The organism is Actinomadura napierensis (assembly GCF_039529375.1).
In the GTDB taxonomy this organism is placed as follows: Bacteria; Actinomycetota; Actinomycetes; order Streptosporangiales; family Streptosporangiaceae; genus Spirillospora; species Spirillospora napierensis.
The window spans coordinates 11187-32263 of record NZ_BAAAMR010000107.1; the positions used below are offsets into that span (position 1 = coordinate 11187).

Below are 21077 nucleotides of genomic sequence, written 5' to 3' on the forward strand. Positions count from 1 at the left end.
ACCCGCCCTTGCGGTCGGCGGGCAGGCCCGCTCCGCTCGCTGCGCTCGCTCCGCGTGCCTGCCCGTGACTGGTGGCTGAGGTTCAAGCCCGGTGGCGGTGGCCAGGGGTCGGGCGGTGGCTGGGGTCGGGCGGTGGGAGCGGGCGGGCCGCCGGCGCCGTGCCACGCCGGCGGTCCGCCCGCACGCTCGCGTACGCCTACGCGAGCGCCCAGCGGACCTGGGTGCGCACACCCGGGTCCGGGTCGGTGAGCGATTCGGTGAGGGCCGTGAGGACCTCGGGACGGTCGGCCGCCCACTGCTCCAGGGCCCGGACGGCCGCGCGGCGCACGTCGACGACGTGGTCGCCGAGGGCCTGGACGAGCGGCTGGATCGCGGCGTCGGCCCGCGCCCTGCCGAGCGCGCGGACGGCGCGGCGGCGCGCCTGCCAGCCGGCGTGGGCGGTGGCCGCCGCCACGCGGGACTCCAGCTGTTCGGGGACGCCCAGCTCTGCCGCGGCGTCGAGGGCGGCCATGCGGACGACCGGGTCGTGGTCGCCGAGCAGGTGCTCCAGCGCGGTCAGGGCGGCCGGGCCGGCGAGCCGGGCGAGGCCTTCGGCGACGGCGACCCGCACCTCGCGGGACGGGTCGTCGGCGGCGTCGGCGACCTCCGGCACGGCGCCCAGCGCGGCGAGCCCGAGCACGGCCTGGATGCGGACCTGCGGCTCGTCGTCCTGCAGGCCCTGCGCGTACAGCTCGCCGGCGCCCCGGGCGAGGAGCGCGAGCAGTTCGGCGGCGGTGTCGCGGACGAGCGGGTCGCGGCCGCGGGCGACGGCGAGCCGCAGCGCGCCGATGCCGTCCTCGCCGATGTACAGCTCGGGCAGCCGGCGCAGCGCGTCGGCCGCGGCGGCGCGGACGTGCTCGTCCTCGTCGGCGAGCGCCCAGGCGAGGGTGTCGCCGGCGCCTCGCGGCGCGTCGCCGGCTCGGACGGCCGCGGAGAGCGCGGTGAGGGCGGCGGCGCGGGTCGCGGGGTCTGGGGCGCGGAGGGATTCCTCCACGTCGTCGAGATGGGTGATCGTCATGGTGTGGCCTCCTGGAAGCCGTCGGTCCTGAAGCGGGCCTGGCGGGCGCCGGGCCCGTGGCGGGATCAGCGACGGGAACACAGGGCGCTGGCCACGCGCCGCAGGTCGACGTGCAGCCGGGCGATGAGGGCCACGTTGGGGGTCACAGGTCCATGGTGGCGGCGAACGCCCCCAAAGTCAACTTAATAGGTAGGAATTACGTCTTTTCCAGGAAGCCGGCGCGGTCCTCGTCCAGCAGCGACGCCAGCACGGTCGCCAGGCCCGGGTGGCCGGACAGGTCGGGGTCGGCCTCGACCAGCGACGTCGCCTCGTCCCGGGCGTCGCGGATGACGTCCTCGTCGCGCTGCAGCGTGAGCAGCCGGAGGCTGGACGCGCGGCCCGCCTGCGCGGCCCCCAGCACGTCGCCCTCGCGCCGCTGCTCCAGGTCGAGCCGGGACAGCTCGAACCCGTCGGTCGTCGAGGCCACCGCGTCCAGCCGCTCGCGCGCCTTGCTCCCCGGCTCGGCGTCGGTCACGAGCAGGCACAGCCCGTGCAGCGAGCCCCGCCCGACGCGCCCGCGCAGCTGGTGCAGCTGGGACACCCCGAACCGGTCCGCGTCCATGATCACCATCACGGTGGCGTTCGGCACGTCCACGCCGACCTCGATGACCGTGGTCGCGAGCAGGACGTCCAGGTCCCGCTCGGTGAAGCGGCGCATCACCGCCTCCTTCTCGTCCGGGTGCAGCTTGCCGTGCAGGACGCCGATCCGCAGCCCGGCCAGCAGCTCCTCCAACTGCGGCAGCAACTCCATGATGCCGAGCGGGGACCGGCGGCCGTCCTCATCGGCGGCGACGGCGTCGCCCTCGTCGCCCTCCTTCTCCCCGATGCGCGGGCAGACGATGTAGACCTGCCGCCCCTGCGCGGCCTCCTCCCGGATGCGCTCCCACGTCCGCGCGAGGAAGTTCGGCCGCTCGGGCGGCACCACATGCGTCTGGATCTCCGAGCGGCCCGCGGGCAGCTGCCCCAGCACCGACGTCTCCAGGTCGCCGAACACCGTCATCGCCACCGTCCGCGGGATCGGCGTCGCCGTCATCACCAGCACGTGCGGACGGCCGCCGTCGACCTTCTCGCGCAACGCGTCCCGCTGCTCGACGCCGAACCGGTGCTGCTCGTCCACCACCACGAGCCCGAGGTCGGCGAACTGCACGGTCTCCTGCAGCAGCGCGTGCGTGCCGACGACGATCCCGGCCGCGCCGGACGCCGCGTCCAGCAGCGCCGCCTTGCGCGCCTTCGCCCCCTGCGACCCGGTGAGCAGCGCGACCCGCGTGGCGTTCTCGGCACCGCCGATCTGCCCCGCCTGGGCCAGGTCGCCGAGCATCCCGGTGATCGACCGGTAGTGCTGCTGCGCGAGCACCTCGGTGGGCGCCAGCAGCGCCGCCTGCCCGCCGCCGTCGACCACCTGCAGCATCGCCCGCAACGCGATCACGGTCTTGCCGGCTCCGACGTCGCCCTGCAGGAGGCGGTGCATGGGGTGTTCGAGGGCGAGGTCGGCGGCGATCTCGTCGCCCACCTCGCGCTGGCCCTTCGTCAGCTCGAACGGCAGCCGGGCGTCGAACTCGGCGAGGACGCCGCCGAAGGACGGCGGGCGCGGCTTGGCCGGGAGCGCGGCGGCGGCCAGCCGGCGCTGCGCCAGCGCGACCTGCACGACGAACGCCTCGTCCCACTTCAGCCGGGCGCGGGCGCGGCCCAGCTCGTCCCAGCTCTTGGGGCGGTGGATGCCCTCGTAGGCCTCGCGCAGGCCGATCAGGTCGCGGCGGCGCAGCAGGGTCTCGGGCATCGGGTCGCCGGAAAGGTCGAGCTGGTCCAGGACCAGCTCGACCGACTTGCCGATGGTCTCGATGTCCAGCCCCTTGGTGGACGGGTAGATCGGGATGATCTCGTCGGCCCACTCCTGCGCGGCCTGCTCGGCGGTCCGCTCCGCAATGACCTTGTACTGCGGGTGGGTGAGCTGGCGCTGGACGTTCCCGCTGCGCGGCCGGTAGGTGCTGATCTTGCCGGCGAACAGGCCGCGGGTGCCCGGCGAGAGGTCCTTCTCCGGCCGGTAGGAGCCCTTGCGGCCGAAGAAGCTCAGCTTCAGCTGCCCGGTCCCGTCGGTGACGGTGATCTCCAGGACGTAGCCGGGGCTGCGGGTCAGCGTCCGCCCCTGCACCTTCACGACCTCCGCCATGACGGTGACGTGCTCGCCGTCCAGCAGCTCGTTCAGCGGGGTCAGCTCGCCGCGGGTGGCGTAGCGGCGCGGATAGTGGTGCAGGAGGTCGCCGACCGTGCTCAGGTCGAGGCCCTTCTCCAGCACCTTGGCGGTCTTGTCGCCCAGGACGTTGCGCAACGGCTCGTCGAGATTCGCCACGGACACCTTTCTAGCCCATGGCGCGGACACCAATCACTCGACTCCGATGAGCAGCGGGTAGCGATGCTGCGCGCCGTCGTAGACGCCGACCTCCACATCGGGATGGGCGCCGCGCAGGTGCTCCTCCAGCGCCTCGGCCAGCCCGGGCGGCGCGTACCGCCCGGCGACCAGCGTGACCAGCTCGCCGCCGCCGGACAGCATCCGGTCCAGGACGTGCCGGGCGACCTGCGCGACGTCCCCGCCGATCGTCGCGACGTCGCCCTCGATCAGGCCGAGGACGTCGCCGGGCCGGCACAGGCCGACGCTCGTCACCGCCTCCTGCGCGGCCACCTCCAGGTGCCCGAACCGGGTGGCGCCGGCGGCCCGCGTCATCGCGATCACGTCGTCGCCGAAGCGGCGCAGCGGGTCGTGGACCGCGAGCGCCGCGAGCCCCTGCACGGACGCCTTGGCGGGCACCACCGCGATCCGGGCGCCGCCGTCGCGGGCGCGCTCGGCCGCCGCCTCCGCCAGCGCGAGGACCTCGGGCTCGTTCGGCAGCACCACCACCTCGTCGCCGGCCGCCAGGATCGCCTCGGCCAGCACCGCGAGCGGCGGCACCGCGCCGGGCTCGCGCCGCACCACCCTGGCGCCGGCCTCCTCGAACAGGGCGGCCAGCCCGTCGGCGGCGGTCACCGCGATCACCGCCCGGCCGGCATGGGCCGGGTGCCCGTCGCCGGTGACGGCGTGCAGGTACGTGACGCGGAGGCGGTGCGGGCGCCCGGCGGCCATGCCCGCCTCGATCGCCGCGCCCGCGTCGTCGACGTGCACATGGACGTTCCACAGGCCGTCGCCGCCCACCACGACGAGCGAGTCGCCGAGGCCGTCGAGCGTCTCCCGCAGGCGGTGGACGGCCGCGTCCGGCGCGTCCAGCAGGTACATGACCTCGTAACCTGGGCCCTCGGGCCCGGGGTCATCGGCCGGCGCCGGCGCCGTCCCGGCGGTGCGGGCGGGGACCTCGTAGTGCTCCGGGTACTCGTCGGTGATCACGGCGGCGAGCGCGTCGAGCACCACGCACATCCCGGCGGCGCCCGCGTCCACCACCCCGCTGCGGGCCAGCACGTCGAGCTGCCCGGTGGTGCGGCGCAGCGCCCGGCGCGCCCCGTCCGCCGCCGCGCGGGCCGTCCCGGCGAAGCCCGCGCCGGACGCCGACGACCCGGCGGGGGCCGCCTCGTCCAGCACACTCAGGATCGTGCCGTCGACCGGGTGCTCGACCGCCGTCCTGGCCACCACGGACGCATGCCTCAGCGCCTCCGCGAGAGCCTCGCCGTCCGGCCGCGCCGCCGCCCCGAGGACCTCGGCCATGCCCCGCAGCACCTGGCTGAGGATCACACCGGAGTTGCCCCGGGCGCCCAGCAGCGCGGCCTGGGAGACCGCCCGCCACGTCTCCGCCGTGCCCGCGCCGGAGGGCAGGGCGTCCGCCGCGTCCGCCGCCGCGAGCACCGTCAGGTGCAGGTTCGTGCCGGTGTCCCGGTCGGGGACGGGGAACACGTTCAGCGCATCGATCTCCCCGCGGGTGCGGCCGAGCGCGTCCGCCGCGAGCCTGCACCACCGCCGCACCGCCACCGCATCAAGGACCATCGCGTTATCTTGCAGTGCGCCCGGCACCGGGCGCCAGACGCCCGAGCGCAGCATCGATTCGCTTAGTCGTGGGCCGTTCGGCTAGTCTGATCCGTGCGCCTCGTCCGAGGCGCTCATCAGCGAGCGCACATCGTGCCCGGGCCGCCTGCGGCGGCGACGGGTGGCGCTCCGGTAGAGCATCGACACCCACTTGGAGTTTCCCGTGGCTTCCGTCTGCGACGTCTGCGGCAAGGGACCCGGTTTCGGCATGCGCGTCTCCCACTCGCACCGCCGCACCCCGCGCCGCTGGAACCCCAACATCCAGCGCGTGCGCGCCGTCGTGAACGGCAGCACCAAGCGGATCAACGCCTGCACCTCCTGCATCAAGGCCGGCAAGATCGTCAAGCCGACCGTCTGAGCACGGGGCCGAGTCGGTTCGGCTGAGCCTAAGTCGGTTCATCGGGAACGCCCGGTGAGCCGGCTTTCGCATGTCCGGCCGCCTTCCGGCGCACCGCGCCCAGCCGCCGGGCGAACCCTCTGGGCCGGGGTTGCGTCAACGCAGCCGCCAGCCGTGGTCGACCGGACCGATCCCGGCGCCGAGCGGGAATCCCGCGGCGATCGCGCCGGTGACGTACTCCTTCGCCTTGCCGACCGCCGTGGGGACGTCGTCGCCGAGCGCCAGCTGCGAGGCGATCGCGGACGCGAGGGTGCAGCCGGTGCCGTGGGTGTGCCGGTTGTCGTGCCGGGGCGCGGTGAAGCGGTGCTCCCGCTCCCCGTCGAACAGCAGGTCGGCGGGCTCGCCCGGCAGGTGGCCGCCCTTGATCAGTACCCAGCGCGGGCCGAGCGCCTTGACCGCCTCGGCGGCCTCGCGCAGGTCCGCCTCGTCCACCACCTTGACGCCGGTGAGCTGCTCGACCTCGTACAGGTTCGGGGTGACGACGGTGGCGGCGGGCAGCAGCGCCGTGCGGACGGCGTCGACGGCGCCCGGCGCCAGCAGCGAGTCGCCGTGCTTGGAGACGCCGACCGGGTCCACGACGGACGGGGCGTCCGAGGCGGCCAGCGCCTCGGCGACCGTCTCGACCAGCGCGGTGGACGCCAGCATCCCGGTCTTGATCGCGTGCACGCCGATGTCGGACAGCACGGAGTCCAGCTGCGCCCGGACGGCCTCCACCGGCAGCTCCCAGTAGCCCTGGACGCCGAGGGAGTTCTGCGCGGTGACGGCGGCGATGACGCTCATCCCGTGCACGCCGAGGGCGAGCATGGTCTTCAGGTCCGCCTGGATCCCGGCACCGCCGCCGGAGTCCGAGCCCGCGATGGTGAGCACGAGGGGCGGGGTCTGCCGGGGCGCGGACGCGTTCTGCTGCATGACGTCCACTTTATGGCGATCTGCAGGGCGGTGCCGCTCTCGGCCGGGCGTCGCCGGCCCGGTGTCACAGGATGGTGCAGGCCAGCTTGTTCATGAGGCAGTAGGTCGGCTTCCGCGGCGTTCCGTCCGCGGTGAAGACGAACTGGACCGAACGCCCCGGCGCGATCCCCGTCCGGCCGCGGACGTAGAGGAGCTTCCCGGTCTTCACCACCGTCGCGCCGCTGACCGCGCGGGTCGTCACGTCCGGGATCCCGAAGGCCAGCGCCCAGGCGCCGACGGGCTTCTGGCCCTTGTTGGTGATGGTGGCGGTGGCCCGGAACGCCGTGCTGGTGCGGGACGTCACATGGAAGGCGATGACGAGCCCGTCGGGGCGGCTCGCGCGGCTGGCGCGGTTGCCGGGCCCGCGCTGGGAGACCTGGCTGTCGCGCGGGTTGTCGATCGGGTCCTTGGGGGCGCCGCCGGCGAAGTTGAGGGAGATCTGCTGGGTGCTCAGCGCGTACGCGACGACGCCGACGGCGATGACGAGCGCGACGATCGGCAGCATCGGGACGGGCAGCGCGGAGACGAGCTTGGCGACGCGGGTCCGGGCCGAGGGGTGCTCGGCGGAGTCGTCATCGGATCCGGCGGCCGGGGGTGGCGGAGGCGGCGGAAGAGGCGGAGCCGGAGGGCCGGGCATGCGGTCTTCGGCGATGCCTGCGGCGCGGTCGTCCAGGTGGCCGAAGGCGGGAGCGGCGGCGGGGACGGGAGCGGGGTCGTCGGCGTAGCCCTGGAAGCGGTCCTCGCCGTAGGCGCGGTCGTCGCGGCCGGCGAGGGAGGCGGGGAGGCCGCCCGGGTAGTCACCGGGATAGGGCGCGAATCCGTGCTGCTCCGGGGGGCCGTGCTGGCGCTGCGCGGCGGGCGGCGGGCCGGCGGGCGTCCCGGCCGGGGAGCCGGGCGGGAAGGGTTCGTAGGAGAAGAACACCTGGTCGTCGGTGGGGCCGGAGAAGGCCTCGAAGGACGGGGCGGAGGGAGCACCGTAGACCGATCCCGCCGGCGCCGGATCGTCCGGCACGGGCCCGTCAGCGGACTGCTCGCGCTTGGTGTGTCGTCCCATCCCATTCCTCTTCGATCACAGGATGTATACCAAACCAGTACCAAACATGCCTACCGGATGAGGGAAAGCGCACCGGTGGACCTTCTGCGTCAATGGGGTGTTCACCCCCGGAAATGGTCCCATCCGGTGGCGTCCGGAACGCGCCCGTCGACGCGCACCCCGTCCCCCTCCCGTACGGATCCGATCACCGTCCAGGACGGGGGCGGCGGCGAATCCGGCGGGAAGGTCCCCGCGAACCCGTGGTCCTCGCCGCCGGTGAGCACGTGCCGCAGCCCGTCCGGGCCGAGGACCTCCGGGACGACCAGTGTCGCGGAGTCGACGTCGATCCGCACCCCGCTCGCGGCGGCGATGTGCCCGAGGTCCTGGACGAGGCCGTCGCTGACGTCGAGCAGCGCGGTCGCGCCGGCCTCCCGCGCCTCCGCTCCCGCCTCGTAGGGCGGCTCCGGGCGGCGGTGCGCGTCGAGCAGCTCGGGCGGCCCGTCCCGTCCCTCGGCGAGGAGCGCCCACCCGGCGGAGGCGTAGCCGAGCCTGCCCCGCACGGCGACGACGTCGCCGGGGCGCGCGCCGGACCTGGTGAGCGGGCGCCCGCCGCCCAGGTCGCCGAGCGCGGTGACGGCGAGGGTGATCCCGGGCGCGCCGACCACGTCGCCGCCCGCGACGGACGCGCCCGCGCGACGGCACTCGTCGGCGAGCCCGTCGTAGAGCCGCACGGCCCAGTCGGCGTCGGTGGACGGCGGCGCCGCGAACCCGACGAGCAGCGCGGTCGGGCGGGCGCCCATCGCCACGACGTCGGCGAGGTTCTGCGCGGCGGCCTTGCGGCCGATGTCGTAGGGGCCGGACCAGTCGCGGCGGAAGTGCCGCCCCTCGACGAGCAGGTCGGTGGTGGCGACGACGCGTCCGTCCGGCGCGGCGACGACCGCGGCGTCGTCGCCGGGGCCGAGCCGGACGTCCGCTCCCCGCGGCAGCCCGCGCGTCAGCCGGCCGATCAGCCCGAACTCCCCCAGCTCCCCGATGGTGCCCATCCGCCCCGTTCCGCCCCGTTCCCGCTTCGCGACCCTGTCCATGCCCGCACCGTCCGGTCCCGTCCGCACACCGTGCCCGTAGCCGTGGCCCGCGCTGTGCGCCCCCCGGACCCCCGCGGCGGCGCGTAACACGATACGGTGACCGTCCGACGGCTATTTCTCCGCCCGGGGAGGACGTGTTGGTGCAGGCCTACATCCTCATCCAGACTGAAGTGGGCAAGGCGGCCGAGGTCGCGGGCCACATCTCCGGCGTTCCCGGCGTGACCCTGGCGGAGGACGTCACGGGACCCTACGACGTGATCGTCCGAGCGGAGGCGCGGAATGTGGACGAGCTGGGCAAGCTCGTCGTCGCGCAGATCCAGACGGTCGAGGGCATCACGCGCACCCTCACGTGCCCCATTGTTCACATCTGACCGGTTCCGGTTCCGGTTCCGCTTCGCGCCGGTCCTGCTCGTCCCGCTCGCGCTGCTGCCCGCGGCGTGCGGGGACGGCGCCGTAGAGGTCCCGGTGCCTCACCCGGACGCGGCGACGCAGCGGCTCTGCGAGGGGCTGCGGCTGCCGGCGAAGGTGCACGGCCAGTCCCTGCGCGACACCGAGCCGGACTCGCAGCTGACCGCCGCGTGGGGGTCGCCGGCGATCGCGCTGCGCTGCGGCGTGCCGATCCCGTCCGCGCTGCGGCAGACCTCGGAGCTGGTGGACATCAACGGGATCAGCTGGTTCGGGCAGCCGGTGGACCGGCCGGTGACCTGGACGGCGGTCGGCCGGCAGGCCTACGTCGAGGTGACCGTCCCGGCGAAGTACCGGCCGGCCGGGGACGTGCTGATCGAGCTGACCCCCGCGATCAAGGCGACGATCCCGGCCAAGCCCGAGGGGCAGATCTAGCGCGGCCCGGGCAGGATGAGCCGCGCCGCCCCGGCGAGCCGGTCGGCGATGCGGGCGTACGAGGTGTAGCCCATGCCCGCCTGCAGGAGCGCGCCGGAGTAGGCCATCTCCAGCGCGCCGAGGACCGCCGGGTCGGCGTGCTCGCCCAGCGCCGCGCGCAGCCGGGCGCGGATCGCGGCGCCGATGCGGCCGCGCAGTTCCCGGACGTCGGGGTCGGTGCCGAGCATCGCGGTGGTGCACGCCGCCGCGAGCTCCGGTTCGTCGGAGACCAGCAGCACGATCTCCCGCAGCACCCGCACGACCCGCGCGGCCGCCCCGTCGGAGACGTCGGAGCCGCCCGCGCCGCCCGCGTCGCCGGTCTCGACGTCCGGCAGCGCGCTGAGCCGCCGCCAGAACACCTCGGTGATGAGGTGGTTCTTCGACGCGAAGTAGGTGTAGGCGGTGGCCGGCGCGACGCCCGCGCGGCGGGCCACGTTGCGGACGGTCAGCCCCTCGTAGCCGGTGTCGCGGACCTCCTCGACGGCGGCGTCGGTGAGCCGCCGCACCGTGTCGGCCTGGCGCGGCGTGAGGCGACGGCGGGTGGGCTCGGTCGTCAGATCTCCGGACACGTGTCCGGACATTAGATCAGTGACGACGCTCCGGCAAATTCGTTAACTCTCCGTGGTCACGGGTAACAGTCCGCTGTGCGGGGGCCGGACGCCCCGGCACCGACCGGAACATCCGATGAGCTGGGAAAGGAACCGATGCGCACCCTCTTGGTCCATCCCAGCGGCCTGATGTACTCGGAGATCTTCCTGCGGCTGGAGCCGCTCGGCGTCGAACGGGTCGCCGCGGCGCTGCGCACCGCCGGCCACCAGGTGCGCCTGCTGGACCTGCAGGTGTTCACGCACGACGACCTGCGCCGCGAACTGCGCGAGTTCGAGCCCGAGGCGGTCGGCTTCGGGGTGAACTACCTGGCCAACGTGCCGGAGGTCCTCGACCTGGCCAAGGAGATCAAGCGCCGGCTGCCGCGCTGCTTCGTGTTCGCGGGCGGGCACAGCGTGTCGTTCATCGCCGAGCACGTCCTCGACCAGTCGAACGGGGCGCTGGACGCGGTGCTGCGCGGCGAGGGCGAGGTGGCCGCGCCGATGCTGCTGGAGGCGGCGCGCGACGGCGGCCTCGGCGAGGTCCCGGGCGCGGTGACCGTCGACGGCACCTGCAAGAAGGTGCCGCTGCTGCTCGACAGCCTGGACGCGCCCCGGCCCGCGCGCGACCTCACCCGGCGCCGCCACAAGTACTTCATCGGCGTCCTGGACCCGGCCGCGTCCATCGAGTTCACCCGCGGCTGCCCGTGGGACTGCTCGTTCTGCAGCGCGTGGACGTTCTACGGCCGCACCTACCGGAAGGTGTCGGCGCAGGCCGCCGCGGAGGAGATCGCCTCGATCCGCGAGCCCGGCCTGTTCATCGTCGACGACGTCGCGTTCATCAAGCCCGAGCACGGCGACGCGATCGCCGCCGAGGTGGAGCGGCGCGGCATCCGCAAGGAGTACTACCTGGAGACCCGCGCGGACGTGCTGCTGCGCCACCCCGAGGTGTTCGAGCGCTGGCGGCGGCTCGGCCTGAACTACATGTTCCTCGGCATGGAGGCGCTCGACGAGGAGGGCCTCGACCGCTACCGCAAGCGGACCAGCCCCGACACCAACATCAAGGCCCTGGAGCTCGCGCGGGCGATGGGCCTCACCGTCGCCGTCAACCTGATCGTCGACCCGACGTGGGATTCGCGGCAGTTCAAGCTCGTCCGCGAGTGGGCGCTGTCGGTGCCGGAGATCGTCAACCTCACCGTGATGACGCCGTATCCCGGCACGGAGATCTGGCACACCGAGTCGCGCAAGCTGACGACGCGCGACTACCGGCTCTTCGACATCCAGCACGCGGTGGTGCCGACCAACCTGCCACTCCACGAGTTCTACCGCGAGCTGGTGAAGACCCAGTCGGTGATGAACCGCAAGCATCTCGGCGTCGCCGCGGCGGCCCAGACACTCGGCATCATGGGCCGCCACCTGTGGCGCGGCCAGACGAACTTCGCCCGGTCGATCTGGAAGTTCCGGTCCGTCTACAACGCCGACCGGCAGTACGGCGACCACCTGCGGAAGGTCCGCTACGAGCTGCCGATCCCGGACCACCGCGCGGTCGGCCCCGCCGGCCGCAAGGAGCTCTACATCCACGAACGCCAGCGCTGAGCCGACGGGCCTCCGCTGGGCCGGTGGACCTCCAGGGCTACTCGGCCCGGCCGTCCACGTCGGTGACGCCGGGAATGGGCGTCGTACCGGAGAACTGGTCCCGCATCGCGTCGACGCCGCACTGCGGGTGCGCCAGCGGCACGAACTCCTGCCGCTCCCGGCTCTTCTTCGCCGTGTCCAGCCGCATCGTCTCGTCCCGGTCACGCTTGAGGGCCTCGTCGCACTCGCCCTCGCGGTTGAACGACCACATCAGCTTCGGCTCGCCGACGGGCATCGCGTGGCCGGGCCCCTCGTCGTGCCGTCCCGTGTGCCAGGTGTGCCACGTCTTCCCGTAGGAGTTCATCAGGAGCTTCAGGAACGCCTTCTCCGCGACGTCCGGCAGGCCCGGCGCGCTGAGCTGGCCGGAAAGGATCTCGAAGTTGTGCGGATGCCAGTACGCCTTCTCCGGCTCGTCCAGCGACGCGAACAGCGACTCCGACACGATGTACTCGATGCCGATGAGGTTCGCGTCGCGCGTGTTGCCGTCGAACAGCACGCACTGCAGCATGTCGTCGTTGACGACCTTGCAGTAGTGGTGCGCCTCCATCTGCGCGTCCGGCTCGTCCTTCGCGCAGTGGAACCCGACGACGTAGACGTCGAAGTCCTTCAGCGGCGCCCGGTCCTGCAGCAGGTTCGCGCCCTGCTCCAGCGTGGCGAGCCACGCGCCCTTGCCCTCACCTGGCGGGCGGACGGGGCTGCGGCGCTCCTTGACCTTGGGGTTCACCGGATCCACCCTCCGTCGGTTCCTTTCGGACCCTCCTGCCCCGGAGGACGGGGAAATCACGGTGGGGCGGGCGGGATTCGAACCCGCTCAGACAATGCACCTGTTTTACAGACAGGCCCGACTCTCCCGCGTCGGCGCCGCCCCGTGCGGCGGGCTCCCTGGCCCGCGCCGTACCTCCGGAGGGATTCGAACCCCCAGCACACGGCACCTCATGCCGCTGTCTCTACCGTTGGACTACGGAGGCCTGCGTGCGGCTCCCGGGATTCGAACCCGGAACGTCCACCATCTGGGGATGGCCCCTCTGCCGGTTGGGGTAGAGCCGCAGGGCTGTGCGAGGCGTCGCTCGCGGCGGCTCGGCCGGGTCTCCGAGAAGGGCCTCTAGGAGTGGGGATACCGGCCGGGGCGGGCGTGCGACGCCGAAGGCAGTCGAAGTCGTAGCTGCTCCATCGCCATGGCCGGTCCTCCTCTCGAGGTCTCGTGTCACCGTCTTGGACGGGCTGACGTGTTCCACGGTGCCAGCCGCCGCCCGGAACCCGCAACGCATTTACCGCCGGCGATGCTCAGCCGCTGGAGGTGTCGTCCGGCAGGGACCAGCCGAGCAGGACCAGCAGCCAGAACGCGACCATGAGCCAGCCGAGCGTGATCCCGGTGATCGCGAAACCGAGGCCGCGCTGCCGGGAGCGGCGTACCCGCGCCCACGCGATGTGCCCGGCGACGATCGCCGGGATGGAGGTCAGGCCGCAGGAGATCAGCCCGACCAGCCCGCAGGTCAGCGCGTAGATCGAGGCGTGGTTGTAGGAGGGCTTGGCGTACGGGTTCGGCCGGCCCCCGGCGCCGTGCGGCGGCTGGGTCGGCGGGCCGTACGCGCCGGGAGCCGTGGGCTGCGCATAAGGCGCCGGCCGGGAGGCGACCGCGTCGGCGTACTTCTGCCACGACTCGGCCTCGGCAGTGCGGCCCTGCATGCCCAGAAGCGCCGCGAGGTTCCGCATCGCGGACGGATCGCCCGCCTGGGCGGCCTGCCGGTACTGTCGCTCGACGAGCGCGTCGGCCTCGCCCGCCGCCAGCGCGGGTGACGGCGCGGGGCCGGGCGGCGGTGTCGGCGCGTGCGATGGAGGCGGGGTCTGTGCGTGCGGTGGGGGCGGGGTCTGCGACAGGCCGGTGTGCCGCGCGGGCGGCGGGGTCTGCGGGCCCCGTTGTGGCGCGCCGGCCTGCGCCGCGCCGGCCGAGGCGGACGGGGCGGACGCGACCTGCCGCGGGGCGCCGCCGGAGATCAGGCGGTCCAGGAGGGCCTGGGCGGACGGGCGGCGCGCCGGGTCCTTGGCGAGCGCCGCCTCGACCGCGCCCAGCAGCGTTCCGTTCAGCCCGCTCAGGTCGGGTTCGCCGCTGATGATCCGGTGGATGATCGCCGGGAGCGAGTCGCCGCCGAAGCAGGGGCCGCCGCGCGCGGCGAACGCCACGGTCGCGCCCCAGGCGAACACGTCGGACGCGGGGGCCGCCCCGCGCCCGTCCAGCTGCTCGGGCGCCATGAACGCGGGCGTGCCGACGATGCCGCCGGTCGCGGTGAGGCGCGTCCCGTCCACCGAGCGGGCGATGCCGAAGTCGATCACGCGCGGGCCGAACGTGGACAGCAGCACGTTCGCCGGCTTGAGGTCGCGGTGCACGACGCCGGCGTCGTGGATCGCGGTCAGCGCGGTGGCGATGCCGACCGCGACGGCCTCCAGGTCGGCGCCGCGCAGCGGGCCGTCCTTGTCGACGGCGGCGTCCAGGCTGGGGCCGTTCACGAACTCGGTCACCAGGTACGGCGGGTCGGCCGCCGGGTCGGCGTCCAGCACCGGCGCGGTGCAGAACGGGCGGACGCGCTGCGCCGCGGCCACCTCCGCCTGGAACCGTGCCCGGTACTGCCGGTCGGCGGCGTACTCGCGCCGGATCACCTTGATCGCGACCTTGCGTCCGGTCCCGTCGAGCCCGACGTAGACCGCGCCCATCCCGCCTTCGCCGAGCCGGTCCACCACCCGGTAGGGACCGATGCGATCCGGCAGGTCGGCAGGCGGCACGGCGCGTTCTCCTCGGGACGGGACCAGTCCCCCAAGACTGGCATATTCCGGCGGCGGCCGGGGCCGCCGCCGGATCACAGATCGAGGGTGATCCGGCCGCCGGTGGCGCGCGAGACGCAGGTCAGCATGGTGGCGTCGCCCTGGTCGGACAGCGCGCGGTCGTCGACGTCGCCGGCGCGCACGCCGGTCCGGCAGGTGCCGCAGAACCCCTGCCGGCAGGAGTAGGCCACATCCGGCAGCACGTCCCGGATCACGTCCAGAGCGGACCGGTCGGCGGGCACCGCGAGGACCCGGCCGCTGCGTCCCAGTTCCACCTCGAACGGCTTGCCGCCGACGATCGGCGACGGCGCGAACCGCTCATAGTGCAGTGTCGCGTCCTCGCCGACGGCCGCGCGGACGGCGTCGATCATCGGGGCGGGGCCGCAGCAGTACACGGCCGTCCCGCCGGGGACGTCGCCGGGGACGTCGCCGAGGAGGTCGGCGGCGGACGGGACGCCGTGCTCGTCGTCGGTGCGGACGGTCACACGTCCCGCGGGCAGTTCGTCCAGGAACGGCAGGGACGCGCGGGTCCGGCCGGTGTAGACGAGGCGCCAGTCCGCGCCGAACCGCTCGGCGGCCGTCACCATCGGCAGGATCGGCGTGATGCCGATGCCGCCCGCGAGGAACAGGTACCGGTCGTGCGCCAGGAACGGGAAGGCGTTCCGCGGCCCCTGGACGGCGAGCGACGCGCCCTCGCGCAGGCCGTGCATCTCGACGGAGCCGCCGCCTCCGGCGGGCAGGCGGCGGACGGCGATGCGGTACGTGCGCCGGTCGGCCGGGTCCCCGCACAGCGAGTACTGGCGGCGGCGCCCGGACGGGAGCAGCACGTCCAGATGGCAGCCGGGCTGCCAGCCGGGCAGGGCCCGCCCGTCGGCGGCGCCGAGGCGGACGGCCGCCACGTCCTCGGCCTCCTCGCGCACCTCCAGGACGGTCAGCCGCATCGTCCGGTCGACCGGGCGGACGCGCGGCGGCGCCGGGTCGCGCAGCGACCGGACGCGCTGGATCCCGTTGAACGCGGCGTTCACCGCCACCCAGAACGGGTCGCGGTCGCGGCGTCCCCGCAGGTCGGGCGGGATCACCGCTGCGCCGCCCGCGCCGCCGGGGACGAGGCGAGGTAGGCCAGCGCCTGGCTTGTGGACCCCTCGTTCAGCGGGCTGTAGGAGCGCTTGAGGTAGCGGACCACCGACGCGCCGACCATCCGGCCGTCCGGGGTGAGGCCCGCAGGGCCGGTGCGGCGCAGATGCCGCAGCCCGCCCTTGATCCGGCCCCTGACGATCGGGTCGCGGGCCATGAGGAAGCGGTGCCCGCGGTGCCACAGCGCGCCGAGCATGGTGATCGTCTCGCCCATCGCGCGGAGCCGTGCCCCGTAGGAGCCGTCGAGGTGCATGAACAGCTCGTGCGCGACGTGCCGGTGCTCGACCTCCTCGGCGCCGTGCCAGCGGAGCAGGTCCAGCATCATCGGGTGCGCACCGGCCTTGTCCAGCGCCCGCGCGTTGAGGATCCAGTCGCCGAGCACGCCGGTGAAGTGCTCGATCGCGGCGATCAGGGCGATCCGCTCGAACAGCCACGCGCGCCGGCGCTCGCCCTCCAGGCCGCGGTCGCCGAGCAGGTCCTCGAAGACGAACTCGACCTGCCGGACGAACGGCCGCACGTCCAGGCCCTGTTCGACGAAGTGGTCGAGGACGGCGTCGTGGGAGGCCGCGTGCATGGCCTCCTGGCCGATGAAGCCGAGCACGTCCTCGCGGAGCCGGTCGTCCCTGATGTACGGGACGGCCTCCTTGAAGACCTTGACGAACCATTCCTCACCGGCCGGCAGCAGCATGTGCAGGACGTTGATGAGGTGCGTCGCCACCGGGTCGCGTGGGATCCAGTGCAGCGGGACGTCCGACCAGTCGAACCGGACGTCCCGCGCCCGCAGGACGATGTTCTCCGGCTCCGGGGGCCGCACCGGCGGACGCTGAACCGACATGGGCTTCCCTCCCGCGCGCCACGGACTATTGACGGGCTGTCCAGTAAAATACCGGCGGCTTCGGCGCCCAACAATGGCACGCACCGGTGAGGAGCGTCACCCCGTCCCGGTCAGGGAAGCGCGGCCCGGACGGTCTCGGCGACGATGCCGCCGGTCACCTTCAGCGCCCGCGTGTCGTGCGCCGTCCGGCTGAGGACCAGCGCGCCCTCGAAGGCGCTGAGCACGTACGTCGCGAGGTCGGCGGCTCGCCCGTCCGGCACGCCGGCCGCCCGCAGCCGCCGCGCGATCGCCTCCTGCCACGACACGAACACCTCGGCGCACGCGTGCCGCAACGGCTCGCTCGTGCTCGCGGTCTCCAGTGCCACGGTGGCGATGGGGCAGCCGTCCGCCCAGCCCGATCGCTCCAGCGCCTCGACACTCAACTGGAAGAAGTCGCGCACCGACCGGACGAAATCGCCGTCCGCCCCATCGAAGACGATGTCGAACAGCTTCAGGTACCGGCCGCCCGAATGCGCGACCGCCTCGGCGCCGAGCTGCTCCTTCCCGCCCGGAAAGAAGTGGTACAGCGACCCCCAGGGCGCCTCGCCCGCCGCCGTGATCTGCTTCAACCCGGTTCCGGCGTACCCCTGCTCGCGGAACAGCTGGGCGCTCGCCTCCAGCAGCCGGGTACGGGTGTCGCTCGTCATGGCCACACCCTAGCCCTTGTCGTCGCTAGATCGATCTATCTAATATGACGATCGATCTATTCAGACCGGAGGCCCTCCATGACCGTGCGGACCGAGCAAGACGGCGCCGTCCAGATCATCACCCTCGACCGGCCCGCCCGCCGCAACGCGGTCGACGGCCCGACCGCCGCCGGGCTCGCGCGAGCCTTCGGCGAGTTCGCGGCCGGCGACGCGCGGGTCGCCGTCCTGACCGGCGCCGGCGGGACGTTCTGCGCGGGCAACGACCTGAAGGCGATGGCCGCCGGGGACTTCCCCGCGCCCACCCTCGACGGCCCGCCGCCGATGGCGGTGACCCGCACCCCGCCCGCCAAGCCGGTGATCGCCGCGATCGAGGGCTACTGCTTCGGCGGCGGGTTCGAGCTGGCCCTCTGGTGCGACCTGCGCGTAGCGTCCGAGACCGCGGAGTTCGGCTTCCTCAACCTGGAGCACGGCCTCCCGTCTCTTGACGGCGGCACGGTCCGGCTGCCACGCCTCATCGGCACCGCCCGCGCCCTCGACATCGCGCTCACCGCGCGCCGCGTCCCCGCCCGCGAGGCCCTTGACTGCGGCCTGATCAGCGAACTCACCCCCGCCGGGGAGGCGCTCCCGGCCGCGCTCGCGCTGGCCGTGCGCCTGGCGTCCCTGCCGGAGCCCGCCCTGCAGGCCGTCCGTGCCTCCATCCTCGACCAAGCCGGACGCGACGAGCGCGCGGCTTTGGAGCATGAGACCGCCCTGGCTCTCCAAGCCCTGGGCGCCGCCCCCAGCGTCCGCTAGGCGATCCGCGGGGACGGCGAGGGCATCAGCATCGGCCCGTTCACCCGGAACCGCTCGATGCCGCGCCGGGTCAGGTTGACCCGCAGGTCGATCCAGCCGGGCAGGGCGGCCGTCCCGCAGTCGAGCGCGCCGCGCGCCGGGAAGTGCAGGTCGCCCACCGACAGCTTCGCGCCGGGCACGTGGACGGGCAGCAGGATCCGCGATCCGGCGGTGAGCGGCGCGATCGCGCAGCCGCCGATCTCCCGGCCGCGCGCCTCGCTGCGCACCGCCTCCGCGGCGACCCGCGCGCGGACCGCCGGGTGCACGGCGCCGAGCAGCACCGAGCCCTCGTCGCCGCCCGGCGCCGCCGCGCGGACGGGCCGTTCCGGCGGGGCGCATCCGATGAGGCCGGGATGCCCGGACGCGCAGTACAGCCCGTCCGCGCGGCCGACGCCGAGGACGTCAACCACGATGACGTCGCCGGGCTCGGCGCCGACGACCACGAGGGGGCCGCACAGCACCGCGTCCTCACCCGGCTCGCGGCCCGCGCACTCCATTCGGACCGACCCGCCGGTGATCACTTCGGCGACGCCGGGGATCGCGGGATGCCACCGGTTGTGACCGGGGACCGGCCGCGTCCCCTCTGCGACGGCGGGCGGGCTGGGCGGCGCGACAGGTGAGAGCGTCAAGGCGGGGCGTCCTTCCAGAACGGCGACCGGGAATGGACCGATCCTTTCCCGGCCCCGTTTCGGCCCGATTTCACCGCCGCGAACGTCAGGTCACCCCGCCTTCACCGCGGGCGGGGCACCGCCCGGCGCCGCGTCAGCGCAGGCCGACGGGGCGGCGCAGCGCCGTCTGGATCAGCCGGTCGACCAGGGACGGGTAGTCCAGGCCGGTCGCGGCCCACATCTGCGGGAACGCCGACGCCGGCGTGAAGCCGGGCATCGTGTTGATCTCGTTGAGGATCCAGCGGCCGTCGGGGGTGTGGAAGAAGTCGACCCGGGCGAGGCCCTCGCAGTCCAGCGCCTCGAACGCCTGCGCCGCGACCGCCCGGACCTCCTCGATCGCCTCGGCGGGCAGGTCCGGCGGGATGACCATCCGGGTGCCGGCGTCGAGGTACTTCGTCTCGAAGTCGTAGAAGTCGTGGCCGCTCGCCGTCATCACCTCGGCGGGCAGGCTCGCCTCGGGCGGGCCGTCGTCCAGGCCCTGCAGCACGCCGCACTCGATCTCGCGGCCCTCGATCGCCGCCTCCACGATCACCTTGGGGTCGTGCTCGCGGGCCGTCTCCACCGCCGCCTCCAGGTCCGCCTCGCCGGCGACCCGGGTGATGCCCATGCTGGACCCGGCGCGGGCCGGCTTGACGAACACCGCGCGGCCGGCGGCGAGCCCCAGCTGCTCCTTGACCTCGTCGAGCTTGCGCTTGCGCTCGCGCCGCCACTCCCGGTCGCCGATCAGCACGTACGGGCCGACGGGCAGCCCGCGCGCCTGCCAGACCAGCTTCATGAAGCCCTTGTCCATGCCGACCGCGCTGGCCAGCACCCCCGCGCCGACATAGCGGACGCCGGCCAGGTCCAGCAGACCCTGGATGGTGCCGTCCTCGCCGTACGGGCCGTGCAGCAGCGGCAGGACGACGTCGACCTCGCCGAGCGTGGCGGGGACCGTCCCGGGCTCGACGACCATCAGCCCGCGGCTGTCGGGGTCGAACGGCAGCGCGAGCGCGCTGCCGCCGCCGGACACCTCGGGGAGCCGGCCGTCCTCGATCGCGAGCCGCTGGTCCTCGGGGGCGAGCACCCAGCGGCCGTCGCGGGCGATGCCGATCGGCAGCACCTCGTAGCGGTCCCGGTCGATCGCCGCCATCACGGCGCCCGCGGTGACGCAGGAGATCGCGTGCTCGGAGCTGCGCCCGCCGAACACCACGGCCACGCGCGTCTTAGAAACCTGGGACATGATTCCCGACCCTATCGGTGATCAGTACGGCGCGGCCACGAACGATCCGGGCGCGCCCCGGCCGCCCCCGCCCGCCGCCGGGGGCGTCATACCCCGTACCGTTCCGGCTTCGGCGAGCGGGAGATCAGCGAGATCGCCGCCTCCTTGATCGGGGTGCCGTGGTACAGCACCGAGACGACCGCCTCGGTGATCGGCATCTCGACGTTGTGCTTGCGGGCCAGCTCCAGCACCGCCTCCGAGGACTTCACGCCCTCGGCGGTCTGCTTGGTGACGGCGATGACCTGCTCGAGGGTCATCCCGCGGCCGAGGTTCTCGCCGAACGTCCGGTTGCGGGCCAGCGGCGACACGCAGGAGGCGGTGAGGTCGCCCATCCCGGCGAGCCCGGCGAAGGTGTGCTCGTCGGCGCCGAGCGCCATCCCGAGCCGGGCGGTCTCGGCGAGCCCGCGGGTCATCAGCACCGCCTGGGTGTTGGACCCGAAGCCGAGGCCGACCGACATCCCGACGCACAGCGCGACGACGTTCTTGATCGCCCCGCCGAGCTCGACGCCGATCACGTCGGTGGAGGTGTAGACGCGGAAGTAGGGGGTCATGGTCGCGGCCTGCAGCTGCCGCGCGGCCGCCTCGTCCACGCACGCGGCGACGGCGGCGCTCGGCTCCCCGGTCACGATCTCGCGCGCCAGGTTCGGCCCGCTGAACACCGCGACCCGCTCCTCGGGGACGTCGGCGACCTCGCCGATCACCTCCGACATGCGCCGGGTGGTGCCGAGCTCCACGCCCTTCATCAGGCTGACCAGGACGGCGCCGGGCGGCAGCAGCGGCACCCACGCGGACAGGTTGTCGCGGAGCGTCTGCGCCGGGACGGCGAGCGCCACGAAGTCGGCGCCGTCCAGCGCCTCGGCCGGGTCGAGGGTCGCCCGGATCGGCTCGGGCAGCGGGGCGCCGGGCAGGTAGTCGGTGTTCTCGTGCCGTTCGTTGATCGCCTCGACGAGCCCGGGGCGGCGCGCCCACAGGGTGACCTCCCCGCCCGCGTCGTGCAGCAGCTTGGCGAACGTGGTCCCCCAGGACCCGGCGCCCATCACCGCGGTGCGGTAGGTCACGAGTCACCCGCCTTCGTGGTCTCGGTGGAGCCGGCCTTCCCGGCGGCGTCACCGCCCGCGGCGCCCGCCGGCGGTTCGGCCTCCGACGCGGCCGCGTCGGAGACGGCGGCGTCCGGGGCGGCGACGTCGT

Annotated in this window: 21 protein-coding genes and 3 tRNA genes; 5 read left to right on the forward strand and 19 right to left on the reverse strand. The window is 74.1% G+C overall.

The genetic code is table 11. The features are described from left to right. Window positions 1–196: 196 nt before the first annotated feature. The 4 genes from ABD296_RS39345 to ABD296_RS39355 all read right to left on the reverse strand — a co-directional run bounded on the left by ABD296_RS39345 (window position 197) and on the right by ABD296_RS39355 (window position 5060). Window positions 197–1057, reverse strand: a complete 861-nt coding sequence (locus tag ABD296_RS39345) for a HEAT repeat domain-containing protein (protein WP_344279869.1) — start codon at window positions 1055–1057, stop codon at window positions 197–199. Window positions 1058–1122: 65 nt separating this feature from the next. Further along, entirely contained in the window at window positions 1123–1203 is an 81-nt protein-coding gene (locus ABD296_RS50730; protein ID WP_404800517.1) for a putative leader peptide, read from the reverse strand. Window positions 1204–1253: 50 nt separating this feature from the next. Then, complete coding sequence (gene recG, locus ABD296_RS39350) at window positions 1254–3443, reverse strand: ATP-dependent DNA helicase RecG (protein ID WP_344279871.1); 2190 nt, start codon at window positions 3441–3443, stop codon at window positions 1254–1256. A gap of 33 nt (window positions 3444–3476) precedes the next feature. After that, window positions 3477–5060 carry a DAK2 domain-containing protein gene (locus tag ABD296_RS39355; RefSeq protein WP_344279874.1) on the reverse strand — a complete coding sequence of 528 codons (1584 nt, stop codon included), beginning with the start codon at window positions 5058–5060 and terminating at the stop codon, window positions 3477–3479. A gap of 202 nt (window positions 5061–5262) precedes the next feature. On the opposite strand from ABD296_RS39355, the gene rpmB reads away from it, so the two are divergent. After that, complete coding sequence (rpmB, locus tag ABD296_RS39360) at window positions 5263–5457, forward strand: 50S ribosomal protein L28 (RefSeq protein ID WP_067632165.1); 195 nt, start codon at window positions 5263–5265, stop codon at window positions 5455–5457. 135 nt (window positions 5458–5592) lie between these two features. On the opposite strand, the gene thiD is transcribed toward rpmB, so the two are convergent. The 3 genes from thiD to ABD296_RS39375 all read right to left on the reverse strand — a co-directional run bounded on the left by thiD (window position 5593) and on the right by ABD296_RS39375 (window position 8562). Then, window positions 5593–6405 (reverse strand): bifunctional hydroxymethylpyrimidine kinase/phosphomethylpyrimidine kinase, encoded by an 813-nt coding sequence (gene thiD / locus ABD296_RS39365; protein ID WP_344279887.1) that lies wholly within the window; start codon window positions 6403–6405, stop codon window positions 5593–5595. A 64-nt stretch (window positions 6406–6469) separates the two neighbouring features. Then, window positions 6470–7498, reverse strand: a complete 1029-nt coding sequence (locus ABD296_RS39370; RefSeq protein ID WP_344279890.1) for a cellulose binding domain-containing protein — start codon at window positions 7496–7498, stop codon at window positions 6470–6472. A gap of 101 nt (window positions 7499–7599) precedes the next feature. Next, complete coding sequence (locus ABD296_RS39375; protein WP_344279893.1) at window positions 7600–8562, reverse strand: thiamine-phosphate kinase; 963 nt, start codon at window positions 8560–8562, stop codon at window positions 7600–7602. A gap of 137 nt (window positions 8563–8699) precedes the next feature. Between ABD296_RS39375 and ABD296_RS39380 the strand changes: the two genes are divergently transcribed. Together ABD296_RS39380 and ABD296_RS39385 are read left to right on the forward strand one after the other, a co-directional pair. After that, entirely contained in the window at window positions 8700–8933 is a 234-nt protein-coding gene (locus tag ABD296_RS39380) for an Lrp/AsnC family transcriptional regulator (RefSeq protein ID WP_151542521.1), read from the forward strand. Next, the gene (locus ABD296_RS39385) at window positions 8920–9402 is read left to right on the forward strand and encodes a DUF3515 domain-containing protein (protein ID WP_344279898.1); all 483 of its coding nucleotides are present in this window, start codon (window positions 8920–8922) and stop codon (window positions 9400–9402) included. The genes ABD296_RS39380 and ABD296_RS39385 overlap by 14 nt, the downstream gene beginning before the upstream one ends. On the opposite strand, the gene ABD296_RS39390 is transcribed toward ABD296_RS39385, so the two are convergent. Continuing rightward, window positions 9399–10010, reverse strand: a complete 612-nt coding sequence (locus tag ABD296_RS39390; RefSeq protein WP_344279901.1) for a TetR/AcrR family transcriptional regulator — start codon at window positions 10008–10010, stop codon at window positions 9399–9401. The genes ABD296_RS39385 and ABD296_RS39390 overlap by 4 nt on opposite strands. Before the next feature lie 135 nt (window positions 10011–10145). Between ABD296_RS39390 and hpnR the strand changes: the two genes are divergently transcribed. Beyond that, window positions 10146–11621: a hopanoid C-3 methylase HpnR gene (gene hpnR / locus ABD296_RS39395; RefSeq protein WP_344279904.1), complete on the forward strand. Its 1476-nt coding sequence runs from the start codon at window positions 10146–10148 to the stop codon at window positions 11619–11621. Between the two features lie 37 nt (window positions 11622–11658). On the opposite strand, the gene ABD296_RS39400 is transcribed toward hpnR, so the two are convergent. The 8 genes from ABD296_RS39400 to ABD296_RS39435 all read right to left on the reverse strand — a co-directional run bounded on the left by ABD296_RS39400 (window position 11659) and on the right by ABD296_RS39435 (window position 17132). Beyond that, window positions 11659–12384 (reverse strand): OBAP family protein, encoded by a 726-nt coding sequence (locus tag ABD296_RS39400; protein ID WP_344279907.1) that lies wholly within the window; start codon window positions 12382–12384, stop codon window positions 11659–11661. Window positions 12385–12446: 62 nt separating this feature from the next. Next, window positions 12447–12528 (reverse strand) — tRNA-Tyr (locus tag ABD296_RS39405). Window positions 12529–12555: 27 nt separating this feature from the next. Then, window positions 12556–12628, reverse strand: a tRNA-Leu gene (locus tag ABD296_RS39410). Between the two features lie 5 nt (window positions 12629–12633). Then, a tRNA-Leu gene (locus ABD296_RS39415) sits at window positions 12634–12707 on the reverse strand. Between the two features lie 237 nt (window positions 12708–12944). After that, window positions 12945–14438, reverse strand: coding sequence for a protein kinase domain-containing protein (locus ABD296_RS39420; protein WP_344279910.1), 1494 nt, complete (start codon window positions 14436–14438; stop codon window positions 12945–12947). A 74-nt stretch (window positions 14439–14512) separates the two neighbouring features. After that, complete coding sequence (locus ABD296_RS39425) at window positions 14513–15556, reverse strand: PDR/VanB family oxidoreductase (protein WP_344279913.1); 1044 nt, start codon at window positions 15554–15556, stop codon at window positions 14513–14515. Beyond that, the gene (locus tag ABD296_RS39430) at window positions 15553–16446 is read right to left on the reverse strand and encodes a metal-dependent hydrolase (RefSeq protein WP_344279916.1); all 894 of its coding nucleotides are present in this window, start codon (window positions 16444–16446) and stop codon (window positions 15553–15555) included. The genes ABD296_RS39425 and ABD296_RS39430 overlap by 4 nt, the downstream gene beginning before the upstream one ends. Window positions 16447–16556: 110 nt before the next feature. After that, window positions 16557–17132 carry a TetR/AcrR family transcriptional regulator gene (locus tag ABD296_RS39435; protein WP_344279919.1) on the reverse strand — a complete coding sequence of 192 codons (576 nt, stop codon included), beginning with the start codon at window positions 17130–17132 and terminating at the stop codon, window positions 16557–16559. Window positions 17133–17210: 78 nt separating this feature from the next. On the opposite strand from ABD296_RS39435, the gene ABD296_RS39440 reads away from it, so the two are divergent. Continuing rightward, window positions 17211–17924, forward strand: a complete 714-nt coding sequence (locus ABD296_RS39440; protein ID WP_344279922.1) for an enoyl-CoA hydratase-related protein — start codon at window positions 17211–17213, stop codon at window positions 17922–17924. On the opposite strand, the gene ABD296_RS39445 is transcribed toward ABD296_RS39440, so the two are convergent. From ABD296_RS39445 to ABD296_RS39455, 3 genes are all read right to left on the reverse strand, one after another. Then, window positions 17921–18592 (reverse strand): acetamidase/formamidase family protein, encoded by a 672-nt coding sequence (locus ABD296_RS39445; protein WP_344279925.1) that lies wholly within the window; start codon window positions 18590–18592, stop codon window positions 17921–17923. The two genes, ABD296_RS39440 and ABD296_RS39445, sit on opposite strands and share 4 nt — an antisense overlap. Window positions 18593–18725: 133 nt before the next feature. Beyond that, window positions 18726–19850 (reverse strand): D-alanine--D-alanine ligase family protein, encoded by a 1125-nt coding sequence (locus ABD296_RS39450; RefSeq protein ID WP_344279928.1) that lies wholly within the window; start codon window positions 19848–19850, stop codon window positions 18726–18728. An 86-nt stretch (window positions 19851–19936) separates the two neighbouring features. After that, window positions 19937–20926 carry an NAD(P)H-dependent glycerol-3-phosphate dehydrogenase gene (locus tag ABD296_RS39455; RefSeq protein WP_344279931.1) on the reverse strand — a complete coding sequence of 330 codons (990 nt, stop codon included), beginning with the start codon at window positions 20924–20926 and terminating at the stop codon, window positions 19937–19939. Window positions 20927–21077 lie beyond the last annotated feature (151 nt).

What these genes read in the sequence shown, in the direction of transcription:
- ABD296_RS39345 (WP_344279869.1), bottom strand. Translation starts at nt 1,057, where the DNA reads ATGACGATCACCCATCTCGACGACGTGGAGGAATCCCTCCGCGCCCCA.
- ABD296_RS39355 (WP_344279874.1), bottom strand. Translation starts at nt 5,060, where the DNA reads ATGGTCCTTGATGCGGTGGCGGTGCGGCGGTGGTGCAGGCTCGCGGCG.
- thiD (WP_344279887.1), bottom strand. Translation starts at nt 6,405, where the DNA reads ATGCAGCAGAACGCGTCCGCGCCCCGGCAGACCCCGCCCCTCGTGCTC.
- ABD296_RS39370 (WP_344279890.1), bottom strand. Translation starts at nt 7,498, where the DNA reads ATGGGACGACACACCAAGCGCGAGCAGTCCGCTGACGGGCCCGTGCCG.
- ABD296_RS39375 (WP_344279893.1), bottom strand. Translation starts at nt 8,562, where the DNA reads ATGGACAGGGTCGCGAAGCGGGAACGGGGCGGAACGGGGCGGATGGGC.
- hpnR (WP_344279904.1), top strand. Translation starts at nt 10,146, where the DNA reads ATGCGCACCCTCTTGGTCCATCCCAGCGGCCTGATGTACTCGGAGATC.
- ABD296_RS39430 (WP_344279916.1), bottom strand. Translation starts at nt 16,446, where the DNA reads ATGTCGGTTCAGCGTCCGCCGGTGCGGCCCCCGGAGCCGGAGAACATC.
- ABD296_RS39435 (WP_344279919.1), bottom strand. Translation starts at nt 17,132, where the DNA reads ATGACGAGCGACACCCGTACCCGGCTGCTGGAGGCGAGCGCCCAGCTG.
- ABD296_RS39440 (WP_344279922.1), top strand. Translation starts at nt 17,211, where the DNA reads ATGACCGTGCGGACCGAGCAAGACGGCGCCGTCCAGATCATCACCCTC.
- ABD296_RS39450 (WP_344279928.1), bottom strand. Translation starts at nt 19,850, where the DNA reads ATGTCCCAGGTTTCTAAGACGCGCGTGGCCGTGGTGTTCGGCGGGCGC.
- ABD296_RS39455 (WP_344279931.1), bottom strand. Translation starts at nt 20,926, where the DNA reads ATGGGCGCCGGGTCCTGGGGGACCACGTTCGCCAAGCTGCTGCACGAC.